The following is a 16,187-nucleotide window of genomic DNA, read 5'->3' on the forward strand; positions in this document are numbered from 1 at the left end:
CCATTTTGCCTTTGATTCCGCCCTGATTTACAGGTAGTATCCCAACCCCTCCTTCACCTGAGAACAGCCCCCGAAGAGTGGCGATTTTTAATGCACATTGGGTCTTATGAGATTGCGAATAATCTGCTGTTAGCGCCGATGGCCGGTGTGACAGACAGGCCGTTCAGGCAGCTCTGCAGGAGTCTGGGTGCAGGTCTGGCTGTGTCAGAGATGATCTCAGCCGATGCATCATTATGGGGCACTAAAAAAAGTGTCAAACGTCTTGATCACGATGGGGAAGAGGCGCCGATCAGTGTACAGATCCTGGGTTCCGATCCTCAGATGATGGCCCAGGCCGCACAAGCCAATGTTGCCATGGGTGCTCAGATCATCGACATCAACATGGGATGCCCGGCAAAGAAAGTGTGTAAAAAGTCAGCCGGATCCGCACTACTTGAGGACGAGCCTCTTGTGGCAGCCATATTGAAGGCAACGGTTGATGCAGTTGATGTACCTGTAACGTTAAAGATACGCACCGGCACTGATCCGCAAAACCGAAACGGTGAACGAGTTGCAGAAATCGCCGAGGATGCCGGCATACAGGCTTTAAGCGTACACGGTCGTACCCGGGCCTGTAAATTTTCGGGCCAGGCTGAGTACGAAACGATCAGCAGGATTAAAAAAAAGGTAGCCATACCGGTTATCGCAAATGGCGATATCGACTCCCCGCAAAAAGCGGCGGAGGTCTTGGAAATAACCGGCGTCGATGCTCTGATGATCGGACGCGCTGCGCAAGGACGCCCCTGGATCTTTAATGAGATCAACAGTTACTTGACAACCGGCCAGCTGTTACCAGAGCCGGAGCTTGAATGGGTCGCTGACGTTCTAACCCGACATGTTCAGCAGCTCTATGAGTTTTATGGGGAGTACCTTGGCGTGCGTATAGCTCGAAAACATATCGCCTGGTACAGCAAAGGGCGCCCTGAAGGTGCCGTTTTCAGAAACAGAATAAACTATTCGGAATCACCTGCTGAGCAGCTCCAGGCGATCAAAGAGTATTTTCAGTTTCTGCATGACAATAGGGATCTGGCAGCATGATGATAGAAGCGGTTTTATCCGACCAACAGAGCGAAGAATATCTGACAGTCACTCACAGCAAGAAGTCAGAACCCTTGCGCCAGTGTGTGAGTGATGCCATGCAACGCTATTTCAACAACCTGGATGGTCATGGCGCCAATAATCTTTATCGTCTGGTAATGAATGAGGTCGAGGCCCCACTACTGGAAAGCGTCATGAAACATACCGGCGGCAACCAGACCCAGGCGGCCACCATTTTGGGCATCAGTCGCAGTACGTTACGCAAAAAACTATCCCAGTACGATCTGGATTGATCACCGATTCCTGAGATCGGGCAAAATATCGCAGAGATTACAGAGCACGCCTTACTCAATTGAGGTTGCACCCGAAGCCTACATCATCACAGGGGCTGAAGCCCTTTTGGACTATTGGATCACCGGGTTAATAAACACCACCTTTAGAATTACATCGTGATCTATTCACAATCTGTTCATTACTACAACTAACGGTATCACTAATGGCATCGATAAAACGCGCACTGATCAGTGTCTCAGACAAGACCGGCATCGTTGAATTTGCCCGCACCCTGGCAGACAGACAGGTCGAGATACTCTCCACCGGAGGCACCGCCAAGCTTCTAACTGAAAATGATGTGCCGGTTATCGAGGTTTCCGAATATACCGGCTTTCCGGAGATGATGGACGGTCGGGTTAAAACCCTGCATCCGAAAATCCACGGCGGTATCCTCGGTCGGCGCGGCACCGATGACGGGGTGATGAAAGAGAACGGTATCGGGCCGATCGACCTGATTGTGGTCAACCTCTATCCCTTCGAACAGACCGTGGCCAATCCGGATTGCGATCTGCCCACAGCGATCGAGAACATCGATATCGGTGGCCCAACCATGCTCAGGGCCGCCGCTAAAAACCATCGGGATGTCACCGTCGTGGTGGATGCCGCCGACTATCAGCGGGTTACAGACGAAATGGCTGCCAATGAAAACCAGCTGAGCGACAACACCCGTTTTGATCTGGCGGTCAAAACCTTTGAGCACACCGCACGATACGATGGTGCGATCGCCAATTACCTGGGCGCCAGACTGAACAACGAAACCAGCGACTTTCCTCGCACACTCTCGATGCAGTTCAAGCAGAGTCAGAGCATGCGTTATGGTGAGAATCCTCATCAGAAGGCGGCCTTCTTCGTCGAGCACAAAATCGAGGAAGCCAGCGTGGCAACGGCACAACAGCTGCAAGGCAAGGAGCTCTCCTACAACAACATTGCAGACACCGACGCAGCACTGGAGTGTGTCAAGAGTTTCGATGGTGCACCGGCCTGCGTCATCGTCAAACACGCCAACCCATGTGGTGTCGCTTATGGTGACAATCTGCTCGAGGCTTACGACCGGGCCTATAGCACCGACCCTGAATCGGCATTTGGCGGCATCATCGCATTCAACGGCGAGCTGGACGGCGAGACCGCCAAAGCCATCGTCGATCGGCAGTTTGTGGAAGTGATCATTGCTCCCAAGGTCTCTGCCGCTGCGCTTGAAGCGGTCAGCAGTAAAAAGAATGTCCGTCTGCTTGCCTGTGGCGAGTGGCTGAGCGAATCGATCCACCGGACTGAATACAAACGGGTCAATGGCGGCCTGCTGGTACAGGATGCGGATCTGCAACTGAGTAACGAGATCAAGGTTGTCAGCAAACGACAGCCCACGGAGCAGGAGATGCAGGATCTGCTGTTCACCTGGCGGGTGGCCAAATTCGTCAAGTCGAATGCGATCGTCTACGGCCGCAACGGCATGACCATCGGTGTCGGCGCCGGCCAGATGAGCCGGGTCAATTCGGCCCGCATCGCCGCCATCAAGGCCGAACATGCCAAACTGGAGGTACAGGGTTCCGTGATGGCTTCCGATGCCTTCTTCCCGTTCCGTGACGGTATCGACAATGCGGCGCAAGCGGGTATTGCGGCTGTCATCCAGCCCGGTGGTTCAATGCGCGACGAGGAAGCCATCGCCGCGGCCGACGAGCATGGTATGGCGATGGTTTTCACTGGCATGCGTCACTTCCGTCACTAATGAATATTCTGGTAATCGGTTCGGGCGGCCGAGAACACGCCCTGGCCTGGAAAGCGGCACAATCCCCTCTGGCCGAGAAGGTCTATGTGGCACCGGGTAATGCCGGTACGGCACTGGAAGAGAAACTCGAAAACATCGCCATCGGTGTTGAAGAGATCGCGCAACTGGTCAGCTTTGCCAAATCGAATCAGATCGGCCTGACCATCATCGGTCCGGAGGTCCCCCTTGTAATGGGCATCACCGACGCCTTTCAGCAGGCCGGCCTGCGCTGTTTTGGACCAACCCAGGGGGCAGCCCAGCTGGAGGGTTCAAAATCCTTCACCAAGGACTTCCTGGCCCGTCACAACATCCCCACCGCCGATTATCAGACCTTCACGGAGATCGACAAGGCATTGGCCTATCTGCACCAGTGTGGCGCTCCCATTGTGATCAAAGCCGATGGCCTGGCTGCCGGTAAAGGGGTGATTGTCGCGATGGATATGCAGACTGCTGAATCAGCGGTCAAGGACATGCTCGCAGGTAACGCCTTTGGCGAAGCGGGTCACCGGGTAGTGATCGAGGAGTTCCTCGAGGGTGAAGAGGCCAGCTTCATCGTGATGGCTGACGGTGAACATGTGTTACCGATGGCCACCAGCCAGGATCACAAACGGGTCGGCAATGGTGATACCGGCCTCAATACCGGCGGTATGGGCGCCTACTCCCCCGCCCCGGTGGTTACACAAAGCATCGACCGGCGGATCATGGATGAAGTGATTCTGCCGACTGTCAGAGGCATGGCCGAAGAGGGCCTGCCTTACACCGGCTTTCTCTATGCCGGCTTGATGATCACGTCCGACGGCACACCGAAGGTTATCGAATACAACTGCCGCTTTGGCGATCCGGAGACACAACCGATCATGTTGCGCATGAGATCGGACCTGGTCGCTCACTGTCTGGCTGCCCTGGATGGCAGCCTCGACCAGCAGACAACCGAATGGGATCCCCGGGCATCGGTTGGCGTGGTCTTGGCAGCCGGTGGTTACCCGGGAAGTTACGACAAGGGATTACCGATCTCCGGCCTACCGGAGGGCGACAACAATGAGCTTAAGGTATTCCATGCCGGAACCAGTATGGACGGTGATGAAGTCGTCACCTCCGGAGGCCGGGTACTTTGTGCCACCGCACTGGGTGACACGGTCACCCAGGCACAACAGAACGCCTACCAGCTGACCCGAGCCATCCATTGGGATGGGGTCTATTACCGCACTGATATTGCTTATCGAGCCATCGCCAGGGAACAGGCGACGGATAGTGGCTGAACAAAAGCCTTCCAGGCATCGATTGTCAAGCACCCTGTTGCGGGGTGCTTTGGCAATCAGCCTGATCGCGATCTGTTTTCTGGCCTTCACACCGCTGCAGATACCGGCTGTCAGCAGCCTGAATGACAAGCTCTCCCACATTCTCGCCTTTCTCTACCTCGCACTGTTGTGCGACTTTTCCTGGCCTGAAGCAGATTGGAATTTCACCAAGGCCCTCTCTCTGCTCGGTTATGGACTGTTTATCGAGACTGTCCAGGCCTTTCTGCCCTATCGTTTCTTTTCCTTGCTTGACCTGGCCGCGGATGGGCTTGGCCTGATGATCTACAGCATGATGCTGCCAGGGCTGTTGCGCATCAATTGGATCAAACGTCTGCGACAGAAAAATGCACAGGCCTGATCAAAAACCCGACCTCTGAACCTGACCCGTCACGGGTGCTGTATTATGATTGAAGTAACTACGAGGCCTGGAATCCTGCACCTGACCGGATCTGTTGTCTTTGATTGGGGGAGTTCCGGTATACGATTCTTTCTGGTACAGGTGGCAATCGATGTGATTGGATTTCATAAATCTATGCATGCACCGGGATGGCAATAAGTGAAATAATCAGAGAACCTGAGTTTTGCATCGTTAACCAAATATGAAATCGCAAGATCACAATAACAACACAACCATATCAACAGCATATGAGCAGTGATATAAAACATAGCGCATTCAAGTACGACTACCTGGGCTCTGACTCCAAGGCGATTCAAAGGTCCGTCTCCAACCATCTTGTCTACACCATCGGCAAGGATCCCTTTACCGCAACCGAACATGACTGGATGATGGCCTTCAGCCATGTGGTCAGGGACCGGCTCATAGAACGCTGGATGGAGACCCAGCGCAGCTATTACAAACACGATGCGAAACGGGTCTACTACCTGTCGATGGAGTTTCTGATCGGTCGCAGCCTGATCAACAGCCTGTTGAATATGGATATCCACGACGCCTGCGGCAAGGCACTGAAAAAACTCGGCATCGAACTCGAACGGCTACGCAGCCTGGAACATGATGCTGCCCTGGGCAATGGTGGTCTGGGCCGACTGGCCGCCTGCTTTCTCGACTCCATGGCCAGCCTTAACATTCCGGGCTACGGTTACGGCATCCGTTTCGAATATGGCATGTTTCGCCAGCAGATTGAGAATGGTAACCAGGTCGAGCTGCCGGAAAACTGGCTGGTACATGACAACCCCTGGGAGTTTCCCCGACCCGAAGTCTCATACCGGATACGTTATGGCGGAAGAGTCATGGAGTACCAGGACAGGAGTGGACGCCGGCACTTCGACTGGATCGATGGGGATATCGTCATCGCTCAGGCCTATGACACCCCGATCCCGGGCTACCATAACGACACGGTGAACAACCTCCGACTGTGGAGCGCCAAGGCCCATGAAGCCTTCGATCTCAATCAGTTCAACCAGGGGGAGTACACCGAAGCCGTGGTCGGCAAGACCCTCTCTGAAAACATCTCCAAGGTCCTCTACCCCAACGACAGCTCCACCATGAACAAGCTGTTGCGCCTAAAACAGCAGTACTTTTTTGTCAGCGCATCGTTGAAGGATATTTTACGTCGCTTCTTCACCGACCATGACGACCTGTATGAACTGCCGGATAAAGTCGCGATCCAGCTCAATGACACCCATCCGGCAATCGCCATCCCGGAGATGATGCGCCTGCTGATGGACAAACATCAGCTGGAGTGGCAACCCGCTTGGGAGATCACCACCCGGGTCTTCTCCTACACCAATCACACCCTGCTGCCAGAGGCACTGGAAAGCTGGCCGGTGAAATCCTTTGAATCACTGCTGCCAAGACACCTGCAGTTGATCCTGGAGATCAATCGACGCTTTCTGCTGATGCTCGGGCACCGGCATCCTGGGGACATGGACATCCTGCGCAGACTCTCGATCATCGATGAAAGTGGTGAACGGCGCATCCGCATGGCCCATCTGGCCATCATCGGCAGCCATAAGGTGAATGGTGTCTCGGCACTCCACAGCGAGCTGTTGCGAAACGCCACCTTCAAGGAGTTCAACCAGTTCTATCCCGGTAAAATCATCAACATCACCAACGGCATCACACCAAGGCGTTGGCTCTATCTCTCCAACCGAAAACTCTCTTCTCTGATCAGCGATGCCATAGGGCCCGAGTGGGTGAAGGATCTGAGCAAGATCCAACAACTTGAAGCGTTCGCGGGGGATAGTAGCTTTCAGGAGAAGTTTGCCGCAATCAAGCTGGCCAATAAAAAGCATATCAGCAAACTGATCAACTACTTCCTGGATAAACAGGTCGATGCCCACACCCTGTTTGATGTTCAGGTAAAGCGTATCCATGAATACAAACGCCAGTTGCTCAACCTGTTTCGCGCCATTGAACTCTACAACAGATTGGTGGATGACCCGGGCTGTGCTTGTGTACCCCGCACCATCCTGTTCGGTGGCAAGGCGGCACCAGGCTACACGATGGCAAAGCTGATCATTCGACTGATCAATGACGTTGCTGATGTGATCGACAATGACCCGGCCGTCAGTGACCGACTGAAAATGATCTTCATCCCCAACTACGATGTCTCCACCGCAACCGACATCATTCCCGCCGCCGAGCTGTCGCAGCAGATCTCCACGGCCGGTATGGAGGCCTCGGGTACCGGCAATATGAAACTGGCTTTAAACGGCGCCCTGACCATGGGCACCATGGATGGCGCCAATGTGGAGATGCGCGAGCAGCTTGGGGATGAGAATATTTTCATCTTCGGTCTGCAAACCGACGACATTGCCCGGCTCAATCAGCAAGGCTACCAACCGAGACAATACTATGAGTCGAACACCAGACTCAGGCGGATCATCGATATGATTGCCAACGGTTTCTTCTCCCCTGAAGAGCCAACACGCTACCGCATGATCACCGACAGCCTGCTGAATGTGGATCACTTCAAGGTGCTGGCAGACTTCGATGCCTACATGGGAATCAGCGATAAGGCCGACCTCATCTATCGACAGCCTGACGTCTGGAATCGTATGGCAATCCTGAATACCGCCCGCATGGGGTATTTTTCAAGTGATCGGACCATCAGCGAATATGCGAAAAAAATCTGGCAGGTGTCACCTGTATCCCGCTGATGGGTCAAACACCACGCTCGATGTAATGCAAAATTTGGGATATAATTCCCATTATTGCCAATTCCAGGAATAGTGACAACTCGGGAGCGACACAGATGCGCGGTAAATTCCATTGGATGATCCTGTTGATGCTGAGCCTCTCTCTGATTGCCTGCGGTGGCGGTGGCGGTGGCGGGGATGATGATGATGACGATGACCATGAAAACGGTCCTGGGGTCAGTGATGTAAACGGCGCTTACCGGGTTCTCGCGTTCAACGACCTGGGCATGCATTGCGCCGACCTGGACTATTCCACTTTCGTCATCCTGCCCCCCTTCAATGTCATCCACAGTCAGGTGGTTGCCCGGGGTAACCCACCCCGTCTGCTCGACTCCAGCGAGGTTCAGCTCAGTTATCTCGCCGCTGCTGATCCATCAGGCTCAATCAACTCCACCAGCCAGAACCTGGCAGGCAGCATCAATAAAACTAACTTCTGGAGCACCAATCCGAATACCGGCAACCGTTTTGTGTTCGACCTGTTCGGCGACGATCCTGAGCCTGACGAAGGGCTGATGTTTGAGCAGAACATGCCGGGCATTCTCAATCCATACAGCACCAATGATCCCCAGCCGTTCAACCACTACAACGAGACGAAAAAGTGGTTCTCTGCTGAAGGCATTCCCATCCTGCCCATTGATGACAGCGGACAACTCAACGCCTATCCACTGATGAGGGTGAAAGCGCAAGAACTGAATAGTGAGGACTCACTCGCCTCACTCGACGTGGTTTTACCCGTGGCCTCAGAGGCGGACTGCCAGAACTGTCATGCAGCCGGTGAGATCGCCGCACCCACCGACAGTGAAATTCCATTTGAACTGCCCGATGACATCAATGACGCCAACAGCGTCCTGCAGGCCGCCAAACAGAACATTCTGTTGCTGCATGATGCAGAACACGCCACCAACCTGGTGGCCAGCAAACCGGTACTCTGCGCATCCTGCCACTACTCAGCAGCGCTCGACCTGAACGGATCCGGACCAAGCGGCAATCAACTGAACCAGGACAGCATGTCAGAGGTGATGCACAGGCACCATGGGGAGCTGATCGATGAGAGCAGTGGCGAACCGGTATTTCCCAGCGACGGCACACTGCAGCAGACCTGTTATCAGTGTCATCCGGGTAAAGTCACCCAATGCCTCAGAGGCGCTATGGGCGGTGCCGGCATCGAGTGCTCCGATTGTCATGGCAGTATGCTGGCAGTAGGCCGGGAGGAGCGCTCCGCCTGGCTGGACGAACCCCGTTGTGAGTCCTGCCATACCGGCGATGCCACCAGCCACCTGGGCAGCAGCATCAGACTCAGCCAGGCCTGGACCGATAATATCGATACCGCAACACCACGCATCGCGAGCAACAAGCGATTTGCCGAGAACGATGCCACCCTCTACAGAAACAGCCTGGGCCATGGCGGCGTCGCCTGTGAGGGCTGCCATGGCTCGACCCATGCGATCTGGCCCAATGCCAATCCGGAGGCCAATGACAACCTGGCATCGATCCAACTCCAGGGTCATGCGGGGACCGTCAGCGATTGCGCCACCTGCCACACCAGCCTGCCTCTGACCCTGTCCGGCCCCCATGGCATGCATAACGTCAACAGCCGTGGCTGGAACCTCAACCACGAGGATTTCTACGAGGCAGACCCGAACAGCTGCCGCAGCTGCCATGGCGCCAATCTGCAAGGCACGGTACTTTCGCAAACCGCCACCGACAGAACCTATCTGCGGGATGATGACGGTGAGCGAAGCCTGTTTCTGACAAAGGGTACGGCAGTGAGTTGCACGCTCTGTCATGAATACCCGGAGGAGGAGGATGACTGATAAGCCTAGCCTGTAAACCCGACTAACCCAGAGTATATAAGAGGCTTATTCTTCAAATACGGTTCGCTTTAAATATCCGATGACATGCAACAAATCTATCAGTTCAGCGAGTGATTCAACGCCTGTTTTTTCATAAACTCGTCGGCGATGGATCTCAACTGTTCTAGAACTGATATCCAACTCCTGAGCCATCTGTTTATTTGAATAACCTGAGGCGAGGAGCGCCATCACTTCCCTCTCCCGCTTAGTCAATCGTTCAACCCGTTGCCAAATAACTGACTGGCTCAGTGCTTTGGTGCGTATGTTTGCATCAATTGTGAGCGCTTCGTTTATTCGCTCAAGCAACATCTCATTAGAAACAGGTTTCTCCAGGAGATCAATTGCACCATTCCTGAACGCCTGGATGGTAATCGGCACATTTGCCTGGCCTGTTAGAAATATGATCGGGATTTTCAGCTGTTGCTCAGCTAACAGTGTTTGCAGCTCAATGCCCGAGATGTCGGGTAGATTGATATCAAGCAGCAAACAACCTGGGGTCTCAGGTTGATAGGCATTAAGAAAATCAGTAGCCGTTGAGTATGCCTTGACGTCATGGCCTTCGTTTGCGAGCAGTGATGTCAGGGCTTCGCGCACCATCACGTTGTCTTCCACAATAAATATTGTTGAGACTGGCATACCAGTCCTTGTGCATAATCCGACCTTTTGACGTTTCTTTGTCATAGTCTTAATGCCGATGGTACAGAACAACGAACAATCAATGGTAATACAACTGCACACTGCACAAATATAATGATGATAATCAGTGTGTTGCCCCTATTAATGCGGTTTGAAGTCAAACAAGCAAATGGCAACACGCTTTATGGAAATATACTACATTTTCTTCTTACCAAGTTTTGAAAAAGCACGAAATAATAGTAATTATCAAGAATCTTCTGCAATAATCCTAGGCAAGACGGAAAGAGTATTGATATAAGCAATAGACAATGAGGGATAGCGGGTCGCCGATTATTCCAACTAACCGTTTGGAACATTTTCAGGGACATCACCAAGTGGGAGGTGTTAACGATCAGATGAGTATCTGAATAATGATCAATTATTCGTTCATTCTACATCAAGTGTGTATTGTCTCCATGCCTCCTCGGTAGAGGCTCTAATCGCACCTGCACCCAGTGGGATTTCACTTAATTCATTGATGCAGGAATCGAGCTCTGTAACCTCTGACAAAGTAACAATCCTGATGTCATTGTATTCGTGACCATCGGCACCACAAAAAAACTGCCAAATATCTTCCATGTCATGTGCTACTGATAGAATCGGCGTATTTTTTTCCAATACATGGCAACACATGACACAAAGTGTACTCTCGGCTTGCTTGAACTTGCAGTTACTGACCTTGTTGAACAGTTTTTCAAACATCAATATATCTACCGGATTTTACACGAGTGCGCATGACAGAATTTGGACAATGGAAAGAAGGATTCAATCAGGATATTGAAAAGCCAGAGAACAATCGATTCTCACTCAGTAGCGCCCTGACATCAGGCTGACAATTTTCAATCTGGATTTTAAATGGTGAATATTCCATTTTTTTACTTAACATCAACAGAATTCCAAGGCCAGATGCTCGAATATTCTGAGTCACATTCAGATCAACTACCATCACCTGTATATGATTCTGTCTGGCGCATTGACATGCCTCTACAAAAGTTCCATGAGCACTACAGTCCAAAGTTTTTGCAGCATGGATAATAATCTTTTCATCAGGGATCCCACTGCTTTCCGTAATATTTGTCATTTCAATCCCTATGATGTTAGAACACTCTAAATCGTCACATAAGAATAAGGATGGCTTTACTTATTTTGCAGGTTATATGATTCTGCATATATTTCGTGTTATTGGGAGTTGGCCTCTAGAGTTTCCGCGTTGAATTGTTCCAGGTAAGGCAGGATCTCTATCACTGAGTTGTTGAGTATGAAAGCTGCACCTTCATATGTATACCGTACCAGCATACCCCTGAACTTGTGAGTTTCTCTCTGTTTATCCTTGAACACAAAAGTCAAGTCAACTAAAGCCCCCAAATGGAGATCCAGACTATCGGTCTCTATAAAAAGCCCTGTAGCTGATATATCGCGTGTTTTGTATACCCCTAAATGATGCCCATTGCGATCAAGCGTAACCATGACTTGAGCAGCAATACGGGCTCCAAATCGCTGATCCATAATTGACCCCATCCATTTCAGTTATAAGTATTGAATACAAGTTGTTATAGATAGGGAGATATCTTTCTATGCAACTCAGAATTACCCACTTTTTATTTTTTGTCCCTTAGGGTTGATGTAGACTCTAGATGAAAGCATAAAGGATGATAATTCGGACGTTTACCTACGTAGTTCTACGTATGCCAGCCTGACGACAGCTATCTATTAATTCCAGTAGTCACTTACTTATTGAGTCAACTGCCTGGTTATCAAAGACTTTACACTAACCAAATCACAATCTAACATCCCCATATAGACTGCCTTCTATGTAGCTATTTATTTCTTTAAGCCACATTATCAGAGAAACATTTGAAGGATACTTACTTTAAGAATTAAGCTCTTTTGGCAGCAGATAGGGACCAGAGCCATCCACCATAATTGAACGACACTGTTCAGTCGCTTAACAATTAAATTATTATAATATTCATAAGCCCTCATCTAAAGAGAACTATAACGAGGACCGAGAGGTTAGATTTATATCCATGAGTGATGTAGACAGTCAATTAAAAGAATTGCGCCGACAGGCTGAAAAGTGTCTGCAAGACTGTAAAAATGACTCATTGGAAATACAGCCTGAACTGTTTGCCGCACAGATCCACGAACTGGAAGTTCATCAAATTGAACTTAAGATTCAAAATGAAGATCTACAACGCAGCCAGATGGAATTGGAAACCTCACGAGATCAATTTGCAGAGCTGTTTGATTTTGCGCCGGTAGGCTATCTAATAATTGACAATACAGGCCGAATTGTACGTAGCAATCTTCTAAGCAATGAAATGTTTTGTATGAATAGGCTTCAGTTGACTGGAGTCTTCTTCTATACGTTTGTCGCCAAGGAATATCGAAGAGATCTATTTCGACACTTCCGCCATGTATTCAAAGATCAAATCAGAAAAACCTGTGAAGTTAAAATCACATTGAGCGACGGGACGGTTTTTTTTGCCAAACTGGATAGCGTTGTTCAGCCTAACGGCGAGAAAGACAAGCGTCAATGCTTAACCCTCATAACCGATATTACAAAACTCAAGGAAAATGAAGTTATCAACAAGCAGGCGAGGCAAGCAGCTGAAGATGCAAACTTTACTAAATCACAATTTCTTGCAGCAGTCAGTCATGATCTTCGCCAGCCTTTACAAGCAATGACTACTATCAGTGATTTATTGAAAAGAAAGCTGGCTGATGAAGAATCTCTTGGTTTGGTTAATAATCTATCCAGTTGCCTGATTAGTATGACTGATTTATTCAATACCCTGCTCAATGTCAGCCAGTTGGAATCCGGCTCAATTGAGCCTGAACTGAAGACATTTTATGCGAACGAGCTGCTTAATCGCTTGGATGTGACATATCGTCCACTCGCGATGGATAAGCAGCTGAATCTACGTGTGGCCGACTGCTCTTCAGCACTCCGGTGTGATCCCATTCTGTTATATCAAATCCTTGACAATTTAGTTTCAAACGCTATCCGCTACACGGATTCAGGTAAAGTACTGGTCGGTTGTAGACGCCGTAAATCGATGTTGCGCTTTGAGATTTGGGATACGGGCATTGGCATACCAGAGAACCAACGCGAACAGATATTTGATGATTACTATCAACTCTACAACCCTGCCAGAGACCACAGCAAAGGCCTTGGACTTGGTCTGGCAATTGCTGCACGAAGCGCGAAACTATTGGGGCAAAAGATAGCGGTTAAATCGTGGAAAAATGGATCGATGTTTTCGATCGATGCACCACTGATCAATTTTGAAAAGACAAAATTGGAAAAAACATCAATCCACAAGCTCAAAAACACAGAAAACCCGAAAACATCACTGTTGATTATTGATGACAATAACATCATTCTCCATTCATTGATTTATTTGATGGAGAGTTATGGATACCAAGTCACTGGAACAAAGAGTGGTCATGATGCAATAGCAATAATAAAGGAAGAATCACGACAATTTGATTTCATTATTTCTGATTACCGATTGCCTAATGGCGAGACCGGCATAGAACTTATCAAAACAATTCGTCAAACTTTAGGATTTGAAATACCTGCCTTGCTTATTACCGGAGATCTGGAGATATCCATGTCACAGGAGATTGCCGACTCGGGACTGAAACTTCTGCATAAACCAGTCGGCGCAGAAATTTTGAACCATCATATTCAGGAGATCATGGGCTGAATGTTTATTGCCAATAGAACAATCAGGCGTTATGACTCGTATAGATAAAGAGATTCAGGCACTTCAGATAGTAATTACGAAGTACGTTATTTTCGCTTTCGGTCCGAAAGCTAAACCAACCACTCTCTAATCACCACAAAGCTTGCATATTTCAAAATATGCGCATTTTAGTCGTAGAGAAAAACCAGTTCCTCCGTCATAACCCGTACAGATAGTTTGAAAAGTATTGTTCCAATACCCAGATTATCAACCTGGCGAAACAGTAACTGACTGAGGAGTTTTGATAAACATCGAGATCAGACCTTTATACCTCGAGAAAAACCTTATCGAACAGCTGCTCATCATCGTTATCCTCCAGCTCATCCATGAAGATCCGGGTCTTCTGCTGTAGGTCAAACAGGTTGCATTTGCGAATCAGCTCGCGTGTTTCCAGCAGTGCGCTGGGCTGCATACTCAGCTCCCGCAAGCCCAAACCCAGCAGCAACCGGACATAACGGGGATCACCCGCCATCTCACCACACATACTGACCGGAATATCCGCATCCTGAGCCGCCATGATGGTATGGCGGATCAGCATCAGTACGGCCGGGTGGAGCGGATCGAAGAGAAAGTTCACCTCTTCATCCATACGGTCCACAGCCAATGTGTATTGAATCAGGTCATTGGTGCCGATGGAGAGAAAATCGAGATAGTGGGCAAAACGTCTTGCCGCCAGTGCCGCTGCCGGAACCTCGATCATGCCTCCGATCGGAATTTCCCGATCGAACGTCACCTTCTCATCGACCAGATCCTGTTTCGTCTTGTCGATAATGGCTAGCACCTGCTTCAGCTCCTGAACCCCGGAAAGCATGGGAATCATCAGCCGCACAGGCCCTTCAGCTGAAGCTCGCAATATCGCCCTGAGCTGGGGTATGAAGAGCTCCGGCTCCTTCAGACAGAGACGGATCGCACGCAAACCGAGCGCCGGATTGATCGCCGGCATACAACCTGAGTCCGCCATCGTGTCGGTGGTTTTGTCCACACCCAGATCGAGGGTGCGAATCGTCAGAGGAATACCATTCAGCCCCTTCACCGCATCGACATAGACCTCATACTGCTCCTCTTCAGTCGGTGGCGTCGTGCGGTTCATATAGAGAAATTCGGTGCGGAAAAGCCCCACCCCATCAGCCCGGTTCTCCATGGTTACCGGAATATCATCGGGTAACTCGATATTCGAGCAGAGTGAGATTCGTTCACCGTCGGTGGTCAATGCCGGCAGATCGACCTGCTGCCTCAACTCCACCTCGCGGATTCGCCGGCTCTCGATACGTTGTCGGTAGTAATCGAGTATCCGTTCTGTGGGGTCGGCCAGCACCACACCCTGGGCCCCATCGACCACCAGGGGCTCACCCTGACGAAACAGCACGGTCGCCTGATGAACACCGACCACCGCCGGGATACCCAAGCTGCGCGCCAGAATGGCGGTATGGGAGAGAGGCCCACCAAACTCGGTGATGAAAGCGGCTACCCCCTGGTTTTTCATCATAATGGTCTCTGCCGGAGTCAGATCCCGAGCAACAATGACCCGCCCTTTCAGATCGCCCCGCTGTTCCGGTTTGCCACCGGCCAGGACGAACTGCACATGACCGACCACATGGTTCACATCATCCTTGCGGGTACGCAGATAGGGGTCATCCATTTCATCGAACACCCGCACCAGCTCATCCCGCCGAACCTGCAGCGCCCATTCCGCACTATAGAGCTTTTCCTGGATCAGGCTTACCGTTGCCTGGCTGATGGCGTTGTCTTCCAGCATCAGCAGATGGGTATCGATGAACTCACTGATATCCTGTGCCGTATCGGAGGGGATCTGATCCCGCACTGATCGTAGATGGTTGGTGGTTGTCAGGAGTGCGGATTCGAAACGTTCGATTTCAGCATCCACCCGCTCCTGGGGAATTTCACGATGACTGATTTCAGGTACACCATGCTGTAACAGGTAGGCCTCACCAATCGCGACTTCTCGCGTGGTTTTAATCCCTATACCCTGACAGGATAGTGTCATTGCTCCTCCCCGAAGCGATCGTTGATGAGCACGATCAATGCTTCCATCGCCTGATCCTCGTCACGACCTTCGATTTCCAGTTTCAGCATCGAGCCCTTGTTGGCAGCCAGCATCATCACCCCCATGATGCTCTTTCCATTCACTCTCTGCCCATTGCGCTTGAGGAAAACGTCACTCTCATAACTGTTGGCGCAACTAACCAATTTAGCCGCCGCACGGGCATGCAGACCGAGTTTGTTTATGATTTCTACTTCTTGTTGCAACATGATATTC

Annotated in this window: 14 protein-coding genes; 8 read left to right on the forward strand and 6 right to left on the reverse strand. The window is 50.6% G+C overall.

The features are described 5' to 3' along the window. The first annotated feature begins 90 nt into the window (after window positions 1-90). From dusB to AC4IE8_RS14310, 7 genes are all read left to right on the forward strand, one after another. The gene (gene dusB, locus AC4IE8_RS14280; protein ID WP_068989207.1) at window positions 91-1,077 is read left to right on the forward strand and encodes a tRNA dihydrouridine synthase DusB; all 987 of its coding nucleotides are present in this window, start codon (window positions 91-93) and stop codon (window positions 1,075-1,077) included. Next, entirely contained in the window at window positions 1,074-1,370 is a 297-nt protein-coding gene (gene fis, locus AC4IE8_RS14285) for a DNA-binding transcriptional regulator Fis (RefSeq protein ID WP_305782040.1), read from the forward strand. The genes dusB and fis overlap by 4 nt, the downstream gene beginning before the upstream one ends. 203 nt (window positions 1,371-1,573) lie before the next feature. Beyond that, the gene (gene purH, locus AC4IE8_RS14290) at window positions 1,574-3,133 is read left to right on the forward strand and encodes a bifunctional phosphoribosylaminoimidazolecarboxamide formyltransferase/IMP cyclohydrolase (RefSeq protein WP_068989205.1); all 1,560 of its coding nucleotides are present in this window, start codon (window positions 1,574-1,576) and stop codon (window positions 3,131-3,133) included. Next, entirely contained in the window at window positions 3,133-4,431 is a 1,299-nt protein-coding gene (gene purD, locus AC4IE8_RS14295; protein WP_068989198.1) for a phosphoribosylamine--glycine ligase, read from the forward strand. The genes purH and purD overlap by 1 nt, the downstream gene beginning before the upstream one ends. Beyond that, complete coding sequence (locus tag AC4IE8_RS14300) at window positions 4,424-4,828, forward strand: VanZ family protein (protein WP_490791303.1); 405 nt, start codon at window positions 4,424-4,426, stop codon at window positions 4,826-4,828. Before purD ends, AC4IE8_RS14300 begins: the two co-directional genes overlap by 8 nt. Before the next feature lie 287 nt (window positions 4,829-5,115). Then, window positions 5,116-7,590: a glycogen/starch/alpha-glucan phosphorylase gene (locus AC4IE8_RS14305; protein ID WP_068989192.1), complete on the forward strand. Its 2,475-nt coding sequence runs from the start codon at window positions 5,116-5,118 to the stop codon at window positions 7,588-7,590. Between the two features lie 95 nt (window positions 7,591-7,685). Beyond that, window positions 7,686-9,443 (forward strand): cytochrome C, encoded by a 1,758-nt coding sequence (locus AC4IE8_RS14310; RefSeq protein ID WP_490791304.1) that lies wholly within the window; start codon window positions 7,686-7,688, stop codon window positions 9,441-9,443. 45 nt (window positions 9,444-9,488) lie between these two features. On the opposite strand, the gene AC4IE8_RS14315 is transcribed toward AC4IE8_RS14310, so the two are convergent. From AC4IE8_RS14315 to AC4IE8_RS14330, 4 genes are all read right to left on the reverse strand, one after another. Next, window positions 9,489-10,163, reverse strand: a complete 675-nt coding sequence (locus tag AC4IE8_RS14315) for a response regulator transcription factor (RefSeq protein WP_490791305.1) — start codon at window positions 10,161-10,163, stop codon at window positions 9,489-9,491. A 381-nt stretch (window positions 10,164-10,544) separates the two neighbouring features. Then, window positions 10,545-10,859 (reverse strand): hypothetical protein, encoded by a 315-nt coding sequence (locus AC4IE8_RS14320; RefSeq protein ID WP_068989189.1) that lies wholly within the window; start codon window positions 10,857-10,859, stop codon window positions 10,545-10,547. A gap of 67 nt (window positions 10,860-10,926) precedes the next feature. After that, the gene (locus AC4IE8_RS14325) at window positions 10,927-11,238 is read right to left on the reverse strand and encodes an STAS domain-containing protein (RefSeq protein WP_068989186.1); all 312 of its coding nucleotides are present in this window, start codon (window positions 11,236-11,238) and stop codon (window positions 10,927-10,929) included. Window positions 11,239-11,336: 98 nt separating this feature from the next. Then, window positions 11,337-11,663, reverse strand: a complete 327-nt coding sequence (locus AC4IE8_RS14330) for a PilZ domain-containing protein (protein WP_490791306.1) — start codon at window positions 11,661-11,663, stop codon at window positions 11,337-11,339. Between the two features lie 521 nt (window positions 11,664-12,184). Between AC4IE8_RS14330 and AC4IE8_RS14335 the strand changes: the two genes are divergently transcribed. After that, on the forward strand, window positions 12,185-13,870 hold the full coding sequence (locus tag AC4IE8_RS14335) for a PAS domain-containing hybrid sensor histidine kinase/response regulator (protein WP_490791307.1): 1,686 nt from the start codon (window positions 12,185-12,187) through the stop codon (window positions 13,868-13,870). A 304-nt stretch (window positions 13,871-14,174) separates the two neighbouring features. Here AC4IE8_RS14335 and ptsP read toward each other — a convergent pair whose 3' ends face one another. Beyond that, the gene (ptsP, locus tag AC4IE8_RS14340) at window positions 14,175-15,914 is read right to left on the reverse strand and encodes a phosphoenolpyruvate--protein phosphotransferase (RefSeq protein WP_068989179.1); all 1,740 of its coding nucleotides are present in this window, start codon (window positions 15,912-15,914) and stop codon (window positions 14,175-14,177) included. Then, entirely contained in the window at window positions 15,911-16,180 is a 270-nt protein-coding gene (locus AC4IE8_RS14345; protein WP_068989177.1) for an HPr family phosphocarrier protein, read from the reverse strand. The genes ptsP and AC4IE8_RS14345 overlap by 4 nt, the downstream gene beginning before the upstream one ends. Window positions 16,181-16,187: the final 7 nt, after the last annotated feature.

Source organism: Candidatus Thiodiazotropha sp. AKAK2, assembly GCF_058244685.1.